This is a genomic window from Acinetobacter sp. YH12063 (genome assembly GCF_013419715.1).
Taxonomy (GTDB): domain Bacteria; phylum Pseudomonadota; class Gammaproteobacteria; order Pseudomonadales; family Moraxellaceae; genus Acinetobacter; species Acinetobacter amyesii.
Window position 1 is genome coordinate 55,008 of record NZ_VOZO01000009.1, and the last position, 15,426, is coordinate 70,433.

The following is a 15,426-nucleotide window of genomic DNA, read 5'->3' on the forward strand; positions in this document are numbered from 1 at the left end:
ATGACAGATGCAACAAATCACACAGAACAACAACAGGCAAAAAATGTGAAGGAACGTCAATTTAAAGGGCTTTCTCTCAGTGAACGTAAGCAAGCGCGACGTGAAAAACTGATTGAAGCCGGTATAGAAGCCTATGGAACACATGGCTTTTTTTCAGTGACTGTGAAAGATATTTGTTTGGAAGCCAAGCTGACCGAACGCTATTTTTATGAATCATTTAAGAAAAGTGAGCAATTGTTCCAGACCATCTTTTTAAAATTAATCGATGAACTGCAACAAAATGTGATGCAAGCCATCATGCAAGCATCTACCGATTCTAAAAAAATGATTGAAGCGGGTTTAACCGCCCTATTGTTAACTTTAAAAAATAATCCCCATATGGCGCGCATCATTTACATCGATGCCATGTTGGTACAAGAGCTACATAACCAAGCCACAATTCATGAAACCATGATGCGCTTTGACCGTATGATTCATGCCTTTGTCATGCTCATGATGCCGAATATTGATCGTTCAGAACGCGAAATTTCAATGGTCGCAACAGGTCTCAATGGTTATGTCACCCAAATCGCGATTCGCTGGGTCATGAGTGATTATAAACAACCGATTGACGAAGTTTTATCGTCATGTAGCGTGGTCTTTTTGGCCTTGTTGGATGCTTTTTCTGAAAAACCCAGGAAATAAATTTTGTCCTCAACACTGATCTTTACAATTTTTTGAATGATTTTTTGTGACAACAGCATGATGCAAAGCCCATGTTGTTGAATATTTCAGGATTTAAATTGTCACAATTTCTTTCTAAACCCCAATGAAAGATCATTTTTGCAATGATACTGTCATAATTAATCTTTGTAATAAGCCTGTCATAAATATAAAACGGTCTACCGTTTACATAAAATAGGGTATTGCGCTGTGAAAGATGACTATATTTTAATCGTCGACGACGAACTCCCGATTCGGGAAATGATCCATACTTCACTGGATATGGCTGGTTTTCAATGTCAGCAAGCTGAAGATGCCAAACAAGCGCACCAAATGATTGTGGATCAGCGTCCTGCACTGGTTTTATTGGATTGGATGATGCCTGGTGGCGTGAGTGGTGTAGACCTATGTCGTCGTTTAAAACGCGATGAAAATTTGTCAGAAATTCCAGTCATCATGCTCACTGCGCGCGGTGAAGAAGACCATAAAGTCCAAGGTCTAGACGCAGGCGCAGATGACTACATGACCAAACCCTTTTCCACCCGTGAGTTAGTGTCACGGATTAAAGCGGTGCTGCGTCGCTCAAATGCATTGGGTGGTGAAAAAACCATTGATGCCAATGGTTTAATCCTCGATCCAGTCAGCCAACGTGTCAGCTTTGGTAACACCATTTTAGATATGGGACCGACTGAATATCGTTTACTGGCCTTCTTCATGACTCATCCTGAACGTGCCTATACCCGTGCTCAATTATTAGATCAGGTTTGGGGTGGAAACGTGTATATTGAGGACCGTACCATTGACGTTCATATTCGTCGTTTGCGTAAAGTTCTTGAACCTTTCCAAGCCGATCGTTATGTGCAAACTGTTCGTGGTACAGGTTACCGTTTCTCTACCCGTGCAGACGCTGTGATGGGTTAGTCATTTTAGGTCTTTAATTTTCTATGTACGAACCGTATCCCGTCCCTGAACTTGCCAGTGAACATAAAAAATTCCGTTACAGCAGTTTATGGACTTTTGCCAAGCAGGATTTAAGACTGCTGGCATTTTTCCTGCTCATTGCTGCACTCATCGGCTTTGGTATCGGGTATTTATGGATCTGCATCTTAATTGCCTTTGCAGTGTTTTTTGCATTGCAAATGCGTTCGCTGTACTTGGTCAACGAATGGATTTCAAACCGTCCCTATGATGTCCCGCCGAATTTAGACGGTATTTGGGGGGCTTTGCTCTTTAATGTATACCGTGCGCAGCGTCAAGAACGCATTGTACAAGCTGAAATGGTTGGTCTGATCGACCGCGCTCAATCTTCCTTAGTGGCACTTGCTGAAGCTGTGGTATTGATTGATGAATTACACCAAATCGAATGGTGGAACCCTGCCGCAGAAAAGCTTTTGGGGATTCAACAGCTCGATCAAGGGCGCAATATTTTAAGTATTTTAAGACAGCCTAGTTTTATCGAATACTTTACCAATATCGATTTAGCCCCCGATGGTTTAAAAATGAAATCATCGGTACTTGAAGACCATTATGTACAAGTCAAATTAACCCGTTTTGGTCGCGAAAGTCGTTTATTGGTGGCTTATGACGTCACGCGCATGCATAACCTTGAGCAAATGCGTAAAGACTTTGTCGATAATATTTCACATGAGCTACGCACACCACTTACGGTTTTAAGTGGCTATATCGAAACCTTTACCGATCAGGAAGATTTAAATCCACGCTGGAAACGCGCATTCGATCAAATGCAGTCTCAAACCCGCCGTATGAATGCTTTGGTTAATGACTTGTTATTATTATCTCGTCTGGAAAATGATAAAAAAGTTGCTAAAAATCAAATCATTGAAATGCCAAGCCTAATGAACCAACTATATGACGATGCACATGCTTACAATGTGGATTATGGACATACACTGAATCTCGAGATTGATAGTCACTGTGACCTGATCGGATCAGATATGGAATTGGCGAGTGCCTTTAGTAACCTCATCACCAATGCTATTAAATACACCCCCAAAGGCGGTACTGTGACCATTGGATGGCATGATGATGGTACGCATGGTTATTTTACCGTTGAAGATACGGGTATCGGGATTGACCCAAAACACTTACCCCGTTTAACGGAACGGTTTTACCGTGTGGACAGCGCACGTAGTCGCCAAACGGGAGGAACAGGTTTAGGTCTTGCCATCGTGAAACACGTTTTGATGCAACATCAGGCACACCTTGAAATTGAGTCCAAAGAAAACCGCGGTTCGCTGTTTAAAGTAGTCTTCCCTAAAGAACGCTTGTATCATGTGAGCTAAGCAGAATCATCCTGCCGGTCTTGCTGTGCTTCCAACTGTTGTTCTTGTTGTTTGGCACGGCGATATGCAGGACGCTGTTGCATCCGTTGTAAGAAAGCCTGAATTTGTGGATATCGCCCTTGAGTTCTGGTCATGACGGCTTCTAATGGAAACGTCATCTGAATATCCGCAAAGCTAAACGGTCCCGCAAAATATTCATTTTCCGCTAAATGGTTTTCTAAAAACTCGATATTTTCTTTTAAGCGAGGTCGTACAAAACCTTTTTTGACCCCATCACAAATGCGATTAGCTACGGGTTTGATGACCCAAGGCACATGGCGTGGCACATTGCTCATGACCAACTGCATCACCAATAACGGCATCAGAGAACCTTCGGCATAATGCATCCAAAAGCGATATTGTTGTTTTGAATGTTCCGCCTTGGCTGCAAAAAAATCATGCCGATCATACTTTTCTTGTAAATACTCCAAGATCGCTGCAGATTCTACCAAGACCAGTCCATCATCCTGCAATATGGGCGACTTCCCTAAAGGATGGATGACTTTAAGCTCAGGGGGAGCAGACAAATTTGGCTGGCGCAGATAAAACTGAACCTGATAATCCAGTCCTAATTCCTGCATTGCCCATAAAATACGAAATGAACGAGATTTTTCTAGATGATGTAGCACCCGCATGGGTTCATCTCCTATTAAGGTGTTTACTGTTGCCGTTGCGACGATACCCATAATGACTCCCTCATGGTTATGCCGCACCATTTTCACCACAGGTACGGCTGTTCATTTTTATTTTTAAGTTAACGTGATGGACGCATTTTATCAGGGAAAGCCGGTGCTTCTAGTCGTGGACCATCATAGTCTGGAATAGAGCCAAAGCGTTCGTCCTGATTAATCCACTGCTCACGGGCAATATTCAATTCTTCTTGTGTGCGCCCCACAAAATTCCACCACAGCAGAATCGGTGATTCAAAAGGTTCACCTCCTAATAATAAAACACGGCCACCTGCATGTAGGTCAATTTTGACTTGGGTTAAGCCCGGCTCAAGTACCACCATATTGTCTTCATTTAGCTCGTGACCATTGATACTGGCAGTCCCTTCGAGGGCCATAAAGCCATATTCAAATTTTGGATTCAGCGGCAAGACGGTACTTTGACTTTCCGAACTACGCAGATCGACACCCAATAATTCACTATGTACTTTTACCGGCGATTTAGTCTGTAAAAATTCACCGACCAAGACCGTCAATTCAATCCCGTCTTGTGTCACCACAGGCAACTCTGGGTAATGGTCAAACTGGGGCGCCATATTGATTTTGTCATCTGGCAATGCAATCCAAAGCTGCGCAGCATGCATTTGCGTTTCAGACTCTGGAGCAACCTCAGTATGCGAAATACCATAACCCGCCGTCATGAGATTGACTTGTTTGGGCTGGATTAACTGATGTGTGCCCAAACTGTCGGTATGCATCATGGTGCCATCAATCATCCATGTAAATGTTTGCAAACCAATATGTGGATGCGGCCCAACATCTAAGCCATCACCTTGAGGAAAATGCACTGGACCGGCATGGTCAAGGAAACACCATGCCCCAATCATCCGTTTATGCCGACTCGGTAAAGCACGTTTAATCACTGTGCCTTGACCAATTTCAGCACGGCGCAGTGGAAATTCTTGAATGAACTGATTGACGTATTTTTCACAATCGTCGGAATGAGATATTTCTGTGTAATTGGTATTGGTCATATTCTTACCCTAAATTTGGCTAAGCCGACGCAAGGACTATCGGCTAGAGCTATGCATTTTTTCCATTATATCTGCATTAACTCCATCTTCTTCAGCTGTCATTAATACGCTGAATCACAGAGATAGGACAATCGTTTTTTTGTTGCCTAATATGACATACAGCATAACAGTTATTGATGCTTATTTAGACAACATCCAATGCGAAATTACTTGTTCAGATCACGTGAAATGTAAATTTAAGTAACACAAATTAACACTCATTTTTGACCAAACAATACCAAATAATTCACAAATCCTTGAAATAACGTGTTTAATTTTAAATAAAAATGGTATAGATTATTTGAGTTACATAAAATTACATACAAACCATGCTCACCCGTCGGTAATCTTGCATGATCAATGAGTATAAGAAAGAATCACGTGCACTGATCCAAAAAGCCTTGAAAGGAACCGTTGTTCGCGTTCCTGCTCAATTTCGTCAAGAATTTTTCCACTACCATCGTCGTCAACTTTTTAAATTCTTTTTCCAAGTCAACATCGTTGCACAATTGGCCTATCTCTCTTATGCCATAGCGGATTGGTTTATGTTGCCCGATGTGGGCTTGCTCGCGATAGGCTTAAAAACGGCCTATACCTTACTGATGATGGGCATCACATGGGTCATTTATACATATAGCAAGAGCATTTTACTCTTTGACTTGATGCTTCCCCTATCGATCGTTGGTGCTTCTGCGCTGTGGTTTAGCCTCCTCAATTTATCCAATAGCCCCGATGTGCCGATCTATTTATATGCATCTTTGGTTTTTATTGTGTTAGCTAATTTATGTGTGCAAATCCGCTTTAAAGCTGCTGTGCTCATTTCTCTGTGTATCAGTCTAATCTTGCTGATTGGGGTGTATTTCGCCGTTTCTGGCAATATCCATCAACTGCAATTGTTTATCTTGATCTATTCCCCTGTGTTGTTATTTAGTCTGTATATCAGTTGGAATTCAACGCAAAAATCCAGAATTGTTTTTTTACACAGTAAACTCGATCAGTTGAACCGTGAAGCGCTCAATATTATGGCGCATACCGATGTGCTGACTGGCTTAAACAATCGACGTCAATTTATTCAACTTGCCAATTATCATATTCATCATCAGTCCAAACCGTTACAGCCGCTTTCATTACTGATTTTTGATGTCGACAAATTTAAAAATATTAATGATCAATTTGGGCACTATATTGGTGATCATGTTTTACAACAAATTGCAGAAACGTGCCGACATACCTTACGTAGCCAAGACATCATTGCCCGCTTCGGCGGTGAAGAATTTATAATTCTTTTACCGCAGACACACCTGCGTCAGGCTCAAGATATTGCCGAACGCCTACGACGAGCAATAGCCGATGATTATTTAGAACTTGATACACTACAAAAACTTAAATTTACCGTTTCAATTGGTGTTGCCGAATTTGGTCAAAAGAACCGAGATTTACAAAGTGTCATTCGCATGGCCGACCAGGCACTTTATCAAGCAAAATCTGCAGGACGCAATCAAATTTCAACTTATAAAACAGCAAGTTAATAATATATTTTGTAACATTCATCAGACGATTTTTTATCCTTCATTCTAAAAATCCCTAGTTTCAGGTAGATATTTTTGTGTGTTTTTTGTTCATAATTTGTCCTAAGCCATTTATGGAGAAGGGACATGTCTGTTGATGTACGAATGAGTTCTCGGACTAATTCGTCTGCTCAGGAAGTTCGTAAAAATCATACTCATACTTTGAAACTTTCTGAGTGTGATCTTGCCAATCGTGCCGAGATTGAACAAGCCATTGCAGATCCTTTTGCACGTATTCCTACGCAGTTTAGAAACTATTTTCTACAACATCAGTATGCCCATCAGTTACCTTATTTGCGTCAAGTGAACTACATGGCGCAGATTACGTTTCTTCTTTATTTTTTTGCTGACATTTTTATTATCCCTGACATGTTCTTTTGGTCAGGTCTTTCTCGAGTGGCTATGATTATTGCTGCCCTATTGGTCAGCTTTTATCTGTTTAAATACAAAAAAGATATTCGTGTGCTCGACATGATCTTACCGATTGGGACAGTCTGTAGCACCGCGATTTGGATTGGCTTATTACTTGCTTCAAATAGCCCAATGGTCTCGTCCTATATCTATGGTGCAGCGATCTTTATTTTAATTGCCAATGTCTGCGTACAAACACAATTTAAGCCTGCCTTGTATTGTTCGGGTCTCATTTCGCTATTGGTATATTTTGCGGTGAGTCAGCTTTTATCATGGCAAGAAGCACTGATTTTTGTGGTGGTGTCTATTCCTGTTTGGATGATCAGCCTGCATATGAGTTGGAATAATACACTCAATGCACGTCGTCATTTTTTACGTACCCTACTTGACGACTGGAATATGCATACGCTGAAAAATCTAGCCCACACAGATGAGCTCACCCAGTTATACAACCGTCGTCAGTTTGTTCAGTTGGCTGAACATCGCATCCATGAATGGCCAACGCCTGCAAGCACTTGTTTATTGATGTTTGATGTCGATCATTTTAAACATATTAATGATAATTACGGGCATGATGTTGGTGATCAGGTACTGCAATGTATCGCTGAAACCACCCGTAAAGAAATGCGCCAAAAAGATGTCTTGGCTCGTTTTGGTGGTGAAGAATTTATTGTGCTTCTGTCGGAAACGCAAATACAGGATGCAATGTTAATCGCAGAACGTATTCGTTTAACACTTCAAAATCAATCATTGCTGAATGTCGCAAATCACCCGATCCAATTTACCGTTTCCATTGGTGTTTCACAGCTTAAATCACATAAGCAAAATTTAACTGAACTGATTAAGCAAGCGGATATTGCGCTGTATCAGGCAAAAGAAAATGGCCGTAACCGTGTAGAGCGCTATGATTCAAGTATGAAACCGGAACGTAAATCGACAAAGTCTTGGCAAAGCTTTACCCATAAAGCGAAGTCCAAAGCTGAACCGAATAATGAGAGCGATCGTAGTTGGTCAATTGTTTATAAATAGAATGTTGAGATATAAAAAAAGGACGCTGAAGCGTCCTTTAAGTTTATTTAAAAACTATCTTCATCAAAACGGTCTTGATCTATTTTATAAATATGGAAACTTCTTTCAATTTGAATACCCAAGCCAAATTCAATCATGAGAGATGTAAGCTTGTCACCATCAATTAAAACAATGCCTGATTTCTTTGCTGACTCAATTGCTTCTTTACTAAAACAAGAAGTAGTAATAAATACGCCCTTTTTCGCCACTTGATCAGCCAAAGCTCCCTTAAACTGTTGAATGTCAGGGCGCCCCACCGTATTTTCCCAACGTTTAGCTTGAATATATATTTTATCTAAACCTAAACGATCTTCACTGATAATACCGTCAATGCCACCATCACTGGTTTTACCTATTGCTTGGGCTGCGTCTTGATGTGAACCGCCATAACCCATTATTACCAACAAATCGACAACTAATTGCTCAAAGAATTTGGGTGAATTACTTTTAATTTTATTTAATAGCTCATCTTTAATTGTTTGATTAAGCTCCTTTGATGATTGTTCGATTATTTCTGCAGGCGTCAAATGTTCTGTTTGAATAGATGTAGCATGCTCTTCTATTAGAACTAGATTTTGAATATTTTTATTATGGTTAGAACCAATTTTATAATCAGAAAACCCTTCAAACTGCATCAAATACTGATTAGTTATATTGGATAAGCTGGACAACTCAATAGACCAACCTAACGTACTTAATTCGCAAAGACCACGTGATGGTTGTTGTATCAAACCTGCTTTAACCAAATATGTTTTCGCCCAGCCAACACGATCATAAAATACTGTTTTTGTACCACTAGATAGCCTTAAATTTAAATCAGCTTCAGATAACCCAGATCTTTCAGCTAAAATTTTTGTGGCAGAACTTAATTTTATTGCCTCTTTTTGTTCTGCTAAAAGTTTCATTAATGGAAGCATCAACTGATCGTATGTAGGCAATGACATTTAACTTGCTCTTTTTAAAATAGTATTTTTCATAATTATAAACAAAAAAAAGGACGCTGAAGCGTCCTTTTTTTATTAGAAATATTTAGGTTTCCCTAAATAGCCGCGAGCATAGCTCTTGGCGTAAAACTGGCACGAAGCAGTGCTTCGTGAAACCCCAGTCTGGCGCAGGCATAGCCTTTGCCGTAATTTAGGCAAGAAACGTTGTTTCTTGAAATCCCTAAATTACTCCCACTCAATCGTAGCAGGTGGTTTAGACGATACGTCATAAACAACACGAGAAACTTCAGCAATCTCGTTCATGATACGTGTAGAAATCTTGTCTACTAAGTCGTATGGAAGATGTGCAAAACGTGCAGTCATAAAGTCCACAGTTTCTACAGCACGAAGCGCGATCACCCATGCATAACGACGGCCATCACCTACGACACCCACAGATTTCACAGGTTGGAATACAGCAAATGCTTGTGCAGTTTTGTCATACCAGCCGCTTGCGCGAAGTTCTTGCATGAAGATGTCATCTGCTAGACGAAGGATATCTGCATATTCTTTTTTCACTTCACCAAGAATACGTACACCTAGACCTGGGCCTGGGAATGGATGACGGTAAAGCATTTCAAATGGAAGACCAAGAGTTGTACCTAAACGGCGTACTTCGTCTTTGAACAAATCACGGATTGGCTCAACCAATTCGAATGCTAAATCTTCTGGTAAACCACCCACGTTGTGGTGTGATTTAATCACGTGTGCTTTACCTTGTTTGCTTGCCGCAGATTCAATTACGTCTGGGTAAATGGTACCTTGAGCAAGGAAGTTCACACCGTCAAGCTTACGTGCTTCTTCAGCAAAAACTTCAATAAATTCACGACCGATGATTTTACGTTTTTTCTCTGGATCAACTTCACCCGCAAGCGCTGTTAAGAAGCGATTTTCAGCGTCGGCACGAATCACGCGGATACCCATGTTTTTCGCAAACATGTCCATCACTTGCTCGCCTTCGTTCAAACGAAGTAAACCGTTATCTACGAATACACAAGTCAATTGGTCGCCAATCGCACGGTGTAAAAGTGCAGCTACAACAGATGAATCGACACCGCCTGAAAGACCCAAGAGAACTTTTTGATCACCAATTTGCTCACGAAGTTGTTCTACGCGAAGATCGATGATGTTTTCTGAGTTCCACAAGTTACGGCAACCACATACGCCATGTACGAAGTTAGACAATAACTCAGCACCTTTCGCAGTGTGTGTCACTTCTGGGTGGAATTGGATACCATAGAAACGACGTTTTTCATCAGAAACCATCGCCACTGGGCAGCTTGGTGTGCTGGCAGTGATTTGGAAACCTTCAGGAATTTGAGTCACTTTATCGCCATGACTCATCCACACTTTTAATTGGTCTTTGGTATCTTCAAGATCACCAATTAAAGCATCACGGACTTTAATATCAACTTCTGCATAACCGAATTCATGTACAGTACCTGGCTCAACTTTACCGCCAAGTTGTTCTGACATGGTTTGTAGACCATAGCAAATACCTAAAACAGGTACACCAAGTTCAAATACAACTTGTGGTGCGCGCGGACTACCTTCTTCATGAACACTTTCTGGACCACCTGAAAGAATGATCCCGTTTGGGTTAAATGCACGAATGTCTTCTTCAGACATATCAAATGCGTACATTTCTGAATAAACACCAGCTTCACGTACACGACGTGCAATAAGCTGACTATATTGAGAACCGAAATCCAAAATCAGGATACGGTCTTCAGTAATTTGGGTATTGGTAGTCATGGCAAACAACTATGCAGGCAACGAATATAAGCGCCGTATTCTAACATTTTTCTTGGACTTTCGCACACTATTCGGACAGGGGCAAAAACCACAAGCGAAACGATGTTTTTTACAACACATTTCAGGGCTTTATTGATTTACTTTAAATCAGCGATAGACATGAAAAAAGCGGCAGAACGCCGCTTTGATGGATGCTCGGACTCATGACCGCTTTATTTTGATTTTTCGATCCAATGATCAAAACTGAATTTACCAGCACCATGCAGCATGAGAAATAATAAGCCGCCAGACATCGCCAAGTTTTTCATAAAGTTAATGCCATCTTCTGCACCACCATGGAATAAAAATGCAGTGATTAAACTAAATACGGTTAGACCCAGTGCCGCAAAACGCGCTTGAAAACCAAACAATAAAGCTAAGCCACCACCCAACTCGACTAAAATGGTGATCGGAAGTAGCCCTGCCGGTACACCCATTGACTCCATATAACCTGCGGTTGCAGTGTAAGCGGTAATTTTGCCCCAACCTGCCACAATAAAAATATAAGCCATCAAAATACGTGCAACCAGACTGATCACTGCATTGATTTGCGGCTGTTGACTCAGATTTTTCACTATAAGATTTGGATTAAACATACTGAAACCTATTTTTAATACTGTTCAAAAGATGTGCTTAGATTAGGTCGTTTCTTATTCTCTTTAAATATGCTTTTATAATATTCATCATTCCATATATAGAACGATTTTACTGATAATTAATTACGTTTTAATACTGACTTTGCTGCCCCAGACTGATAGCATCAGACCACTATTTTACGCATATAAGCCCCATGGAACTGATTGATTTTATACTACATGTTGATGACCATTTACTCGAGTTCATTACCAATTATGGCGTATGGATTTATGCAATTCTGTTCCTGATTATTTTTGTTGAAACCGGTTTAGTGGTCATGCCCTTTTTACCGGGTGATAGTCTTCTGTTTGCAGCAGGCGCGCTCGCTGCGTCAACAGGTGCCATGGATCCATGGGTTTTGGTGATTTTGCTGTTTATCGCTGCGGTCTTGGGCGACACGCTGAATTACCATATTGGTAAATATATTGGCCCACGTGTCTTTGAAATTGAATCACGCTTCATTAACCGTCAACATTTGGTCAATACGCAAAAATTCTTTGAAAAACACGGTGGTAAAACCATTATTTTTGCCCGCTTTATTCCTTTTGCACGAACCTTCGCGCCTTTTGTCGCAGGTGCAGGCAGCATGAACTATAAGTACTTCCTGACTTTTAACATGATTGGTGCGATTTGTTGGGTTGGCTCATTTATCACTTTGGGTTATTTATTTGGCAATATGCCCATCGTGAAAGATAACTTCACCCATCTGATCTTCGGCATCATTATTATTAGTATTTTACCGGGCGTGATTGGTTTTATTCGAGCAAAATTAAAGAAATAAACCGATGTGGTGAACACCTTTAAGCAAAAAAGCGTAAAACCACGGGAAACATACATAAAATCAGCATCAGGGCCGATCCTTTATACAGAAGATCGGCCTTAATTTTTTGGGTCTTACCGGCCAAAATCGTCCGTCCAAATGACATCCAAAACAATGCAACTGGTAGCAAAACCACGCTAAATACAGCGAAAACCAAAATAAAATTTAATGGGCTAGCCCAAGTTTCAATTGGGAAAATACCTGCAGCAAAAAGCAACGCTTTAGGATTTTTTAACGAGGAAATGAATAATTCACGTGGTTGAATTGAAGGATGTTTTTGATTGTACTGATGTAAATGCGTCGATTTCCACAAATGAAAAGCCAACCATAAAACATAGGCAATACTGAGAAAATGTAGCAAGTGAATTAAATTCGGCCACACTGGAGCGCTTAAATGAATAATCAACGCCCACAAATTAATGGCATAGAAATAGCCCAATAATTCTGCAGGAATCAGCATGCACGTCTTTGCAATGCCTTGTTGATGTGCAGAGCTTGCCATTAGTGCATTGCTAGGTCCCGGCGTCATCATCACCGCAATCATTGCCAATACAAAAAGCCAACTCTCAATCATAAATACCCAGACAATGTTTCAAAGCGCACACCTTAGCCGAAATGAATTTAAAAAAACAAGTACGCGCTAGGTCAGTTTTATCCTTGTACAAGTCAATGCACTCACGCTGAATGTTCAAGACCAGAAGGAGGTATTGAAATCCACAAATAATATTTAATTTAATTTTTTCATAGATTTAAATATTTTATTGGCTCTAAATAGTACAGTTTATTTAGCTCAAAAAAAATGCCAGTAGACGCCTCGCCTACTGACAAATTTTATTACACTTTTCTCATAGCACAGGCCTAAGCCTCTGCTCATGATCCGCTTATGATTTTGCTGCAGTAGCCGAATTTGCGCGAACGATAATCGGACAACCTTTAAATTTTGCTGCCTGTACAATCGCTTCTTGCTCACCTAGAACGCGTGAAAGTTCGGTACGTTTGGTATTTGAAGATTGTCCCATATTGACCGAAATACTCGGACCAATGCCCCAACCTCCACGGCTGCCCCAGCCACCACCAAGGCCAACACCGACACCAACGCCTGTGCGCTTCGGTGTTTCTACACCATTTTGAATATAGTCGTGGATTCGGTTGTATTCGCTTTGCAATTGTTGGCAACTCAAAGACTGATACTGTGTAGGTGAAACATAGCTTGGTTTAGGCGTACTTGCACATGCACCCAATACAACAGCAGTGAAAGCAACTAGACCACATTTAAGTGCATTCATACTTTTCTCGATACTACTTTTGCTCAATTTCATTGAACAATGATTGATAGGCTTGCGTCAATTTATGATCTGCAGCCAAATGGATTAAAGGTTGATTTTTATGATGAGATTCTTTCATCAGCACTGAAGGCGGTAACATGCTGTCCAATACAGGCAGACCTTCATCTTTGAGTTGTTGTACAACTTCGCGCGGCAACTTCGCCTGTGCCTGAAATTGATTGACCACAATGCCTTCAATTTCTAAATGATCATTATGATCATCCTGCGTTTCCAACACATTTTCGATCAGGGTCTGTAAAGCTCGTTTTGAAAACACGTCACAGTCAAATGGAATCAGCACGCGATCTGCCGCAATCAACGCAGATAAAGTAAAAAAGTTAAAGGCAGGCGGTGTATCAATAAACACTCGATCATATTGACCGCTCATCTGCTGCAAAGCATCACGCAGTTTGTAAATTTTATGCTTAGATTCTAAGGCATGTGCCAACGCGCCTAAATTTGGACTGGCTGGAATCACATCTAAACGTGGATAAGGCGATGCATGCACATAACTTTCCAAACCTTTGGCACGACCCTTCAAAATCGAACCGATGGCATTTCCCAACAAACCTTTACTTTGTTGCGTCCCCAAGACTTCTTCAAAATAATTTTCAATATTGGGTTCAAGAGCAGGCTTATCTGCCGAATACGTCGCATCATCCCCCAACAAATATTGACTTGAATTGGCTTGAGGGTCGAGGTCAATCACCAAAGTTTTTAAACCTTGGTGCGCGCTTATCGCAGCTAAATTGACCGTAATACTCGATTTCCCCACACCACCTTTTTGGTTAAATACCACACGCGTACGCATTCAAAACCCTCTAATCTTTGTTTTTTTACTCAAGCCTTGAAATCGGCCATGTGGATAAGCCATTTATCCAAAAACTGGTTTAATTATAACCAATGTAATGATGAAAATAAGTGCAACAGCTGCAATAAATAAGCCCGCACGGCGCTGAACCAATAAAACACTGTCATCTTTTTTATACGCTTTAGATAAAGAAGACAGCAACGCTAGAAATAGTACAACTTTGGCATAGAACCATGGCTGCACATCAAAGTTCTTCATAAACAATAAGATAATTCCTGTCACAGCAATTAATGTCATTGAGCCATGTTGCAAAGCAACAAAAAACTTACGACCTGATGGATTGGGTAAATTGCCCTGCGTCCCTTTAAACAGCGTAAAAGCACGAATGAAAATGGCAGCACAGCCTAAAGCCACACCACACATATGAATGATTTTAATGATTAATTGCGTTTCCATGGCTCACCTTAAGATGACTTAGGTGCATGCGCACATTCAGGGCTAGTGGTGTCTTGACCTTTCCATTCTTCGGGTAAAAACGCATGAATGGCCAAGGCATGAATTTGCCCCGGACTAAGTAAATCACCGGCTGCGGCATAGACTTTTTGATGACGTTGCACCAAACGCAAACCTGCAAATGCCTCACTCACGATCACTGCTTTAAAATGCGACTCTTTACCTGGGAAATAACCTCCATGACCTGCGGACTCATTCACCACTTCAAGATGTGTAGGCGCTAATGTCTGTAGACGCTCAATTAATTGCTGTTCTAAACTCAAAACGGCTCTCCCAAATTCAAAAAAAGGTTCAACTGGTCTTAGTATAGCCTGTATTTGTTCAAGTTCTTGTGTCGCAAAGTTGCTGAAACCATCTGAATTGCATGATTTCATCAAAATGGAAGCCTTCGACCTGCAAAAATCTTCCAATTTTCAAACAAATTGTTTTTATTTTATGCAAACGATGCACAGTTTTTCATAAAGTTATTGACCTGAAAAATCCTTAATGTATTATACGTGGCTATGCGGGAATAGCTCAGTTGGTAGAGCATAACCTTGCCAAGGTTGGGGTCGGGAGTTCGAGTCTCCTTTCCCGCTCAAAATTTTTTCATTCGGTTTTTTATTTAAAAAATTGGATAGACTCCGCGGGAATAGCTCAGTTGGTAGAGCATAACCTTGCCAAGGTTGGGGTCGGGAGTTCGAGTCTCCTTTCCCGCTCCAAATTCAAAAAG

16 protein-coding genes and 2 tRNA genes are annotated in these 15,426 nt (G+C 40.9%); 8 read left to right on the top strand and 10 right to left on the bottom strand.

The genetic code is table 11. From position 1 onward, the window contains the following. The 3 genes from FTU12_RS11205 (at nt 1) to phoR (ending at nt 3,005) form a co-directional block, all read left to right on the top strand. Nucleotides 1-684 carry a TetR/AcrR family transcriptional regulator gene (locus FTU12_RS11205; RefSeq protein WP_180089706.1) on the top strand — a complete coding sequence of 228 codons (684 nt, stop codon included), beginning with the start codon at nt 1-3 and terminating at the stop codon, nt 682-684. 228 nt (nt 685-912) lie between these two features. After that, nucleotides 913-1,623, top strand: a complete 711-nt coding sequence (gene phoB / locus FTU12_RS11210; protein ID WP_078191504.1) for a phosphate regulon transcriptional regulator PhoB — start codon at nt 913-915, stop codon at nt 1,621-1,623. Between the two features lie 23 nt (nt 1,624-1,646). Further along, the gene (gene phoR / locus FTU12_RS11215; protein WP_078191505.1) at nt 1,647-3,005 is read left to right on the top strand and encodes a phosphate regulon sensor histidine kinase PhoR; all 1,359 of its coding nucleotides are present in this window, start codon (nt 1,647-1,649) and stop codon (nt 3,003-3,005) included. Here phoR and FTU12_RS11220 read toward each other — a convergent pair. Both FTU12_RS11220 and FTU12_RS11225 read right to left on the bottom strand, forming a co-directional pair. Next, nucleotides 3,002-3,679 (bottom strand): glutathione S-transferase family protein, encoded by a 678-nt coding sequence (locus FTU12_RS11220; protein ID WP_180114423.1) that lies wholly within the window; start codon nt 3,677-3,679, stop codon nt 3,002-3,004. The genes phoR and FTU12_RS11220 overlap by 4 nt on opposite strands. A 119-nt stretch (nt 3,680-3,798) precedes the next feature. Further along, the gene (locus tag FTU12_RS11225) at nt 3,799-4,746 is read right to left on the bottom strand and encodes a pirin family protein (protein ID WP_078194052.1); all 948 of its coding nucleotides are present in this window, start codon (nt 4,744-4,746) and stop codon (nt 3,799-3,801) included. Between the two features lie 392 nt (nt 4,747-5,138). On the opposite strand from FTU12_RS11225, the gene FTU12_RS11230 reads away from it, so the two are divergent. Together FTU12_RS11230 and FTU12_RS11235 are read left to right on the top strand one after the other, a co-directional pair. Continuing rightward, the gene (locus tag FTU12_RS11230; protein WP_180114379.1) at nt 5,139-6,314 is read left to right on the top strand and encodes a GGDEF domain-containing protein; all 1,176 of its coding nucleotides are present in this window, start codon (nt 5,139-5,141) and stop codon (nt 6,312-6,314) included. A 144-nt stretch (nt 6,315-6,458) separates the two neighbouring features. Then, nucleotides 6,459-7,793 (top strand): GGDEF domain-containing protein, encoded by a 1,335-nt coding sequence (locus FTU12_RS11235; RefSeq protein ID WP_180114424.1) that lies wholly within the window; start codon nt 6,459-6,461, stop codon nt 7,791-7,793. A 47-nt stretch (nt 7,794-7,840) separates the two neighbouring features. Here FTU12_RS11235 and FTU12_RS11240 read toward each other — a convergent pair whose 3' ends face one another. From FTU12_RS11240 to FTU12_RS11250, 3 genes are all read right to left on the bottom strand, one after another. Next, nucleotides 7,841-8,776 carry a restriction endonuclease gene (locus FTU12_RS11240; RefSeq protein ID WP_180114380.1) on the bottom strand — a complete coding sequence of 312 codons (936 nt, stop codon included), beginning with the start codon at nt 8,774-8,776 and terminating at the stop codon, nt 7,841-7,843. A 225-nt stretch (nt 8,777-9,001) separates the two neighbouring features. After that, entirely contained in the window at nt 9,002-10,570 is a 1,569-nt protein-coding gene (guaA, locus tag FTU12_RS11245; RefSeq protein ID WP_078194056.1) for a glutamine-hydrolyzing GMP synthase, read from the bottom strand. Between the two features lie 212 nt (nt 10,571-10,782). Next, entirely contained in the window at nt 10,783-11,205 is a 423-nt protein-coding gene (locus tag FTU12_RS11250; RefSeq protein WP_180022191.1) for a DoxX family protein, read from the bottom strand. 194 nt (nt 11,206-11,399) lie between these two features. Here FTU12_RS11250 and FTU12_RS11255 point away from each other — a divergent pair, with 194 nt between their 5' ends. Beyond that, nucleotides 11,400-12,026, top strand: coding sequence for a DedA family protein (locus FTU12_RS11255; RefSeq protein WP_180003550.1), 627 nt, complete (start codon nt 11,400-11,402; stop codon nt 12,024-12,026). A gap of 19 nt (nt 12,027-12,045) precedes the next feature. On the opposite strand, the gene FTU12_RS11260 is transcribed toward FTU12_RS11255, so the two are convergent. From FTU12_RS11260 to FTU12_RS11280, 5 genes are all read right to left on the bottom strand, one after another. Further along, complete coding sequence (locus FTU12_RS11260) at nt 12,046-12,639, bottom strand: LysE family translocator (RefSeq protein ID WP_168378830.1); 594 nt, start codon at nt 12,637-12,639, stop codon at nt 12,046-12,048. A 307-nt stretch (nt 12,640-12,946) separates the two neighbouring features. Further along, nucleotides 12,947-13,351, bottom strand: a complete 405-nt coding sequence (locus FTU12_RS11265; RefSeq protein ID WP_078191516.1) for a hypothetical protein — start codon at nt 13,349-13,351, stop codon at nt 12,947-12,949. Nucleotides 13,352-13,364: 13 nt separating this feature from the next. Beyond that, the gene (locus tag FTU12_RS11270; protein WP_180003554.1) at nt 13,365-14,201 is read right to left on the bottom strand and encodes a ParA family protein; all 837 of its coding nucleotides are present in this window, start codon (nt 14,199-14,201) and stop codon (nt 13,365-13,367) included. 63 nt (nt 14,202-14,264) lie between these two features. Continuing rightward, a complete protein-coding gene (locus FTU12_RS11275; protein WP_180085642.1) occupies nt 14,265-14,657 on the bottom strand; it encodes a SirB2 family protein in 393 nt (130 codons plus the stop codon). An 8-nt stretch (nt 14,658-14,665) separates the two neighbouring features. Further along, the gene (locus FTU12_RS11280) at nt 14,666-14,977 is read right to left on the bottom strand and encodes a BolA family transcriptional regulator (RefSeq protein ID WP_078191519.1); all 312 of its coding nucleotides are present in this window, start codon (nt 14,975-14,977) and stop codon (nt 14,666-14,668) included. A 242-nt stretch (nt 14,978-15,219) separates the two neighbouring features. Here FTU12_RS11280 and FTU12_RS11285 point away from each other — a divergent pair. Further along, nucleotides 15,220-15,292: transfer RNA gene (locus FTU12_RS11285), tRNA-Gly, on the top strand. Nucleotides 15,293-15,339: 47 nt separating this feature from the next. Continuing rightward, a tRNA-Gly gene (locus FTU12_RS11290) sits at nt 15,340-15,415 on the top strand. The last annotated feature ends 11 nt before the right edge of the window (nt 15,416-15,426 follow it).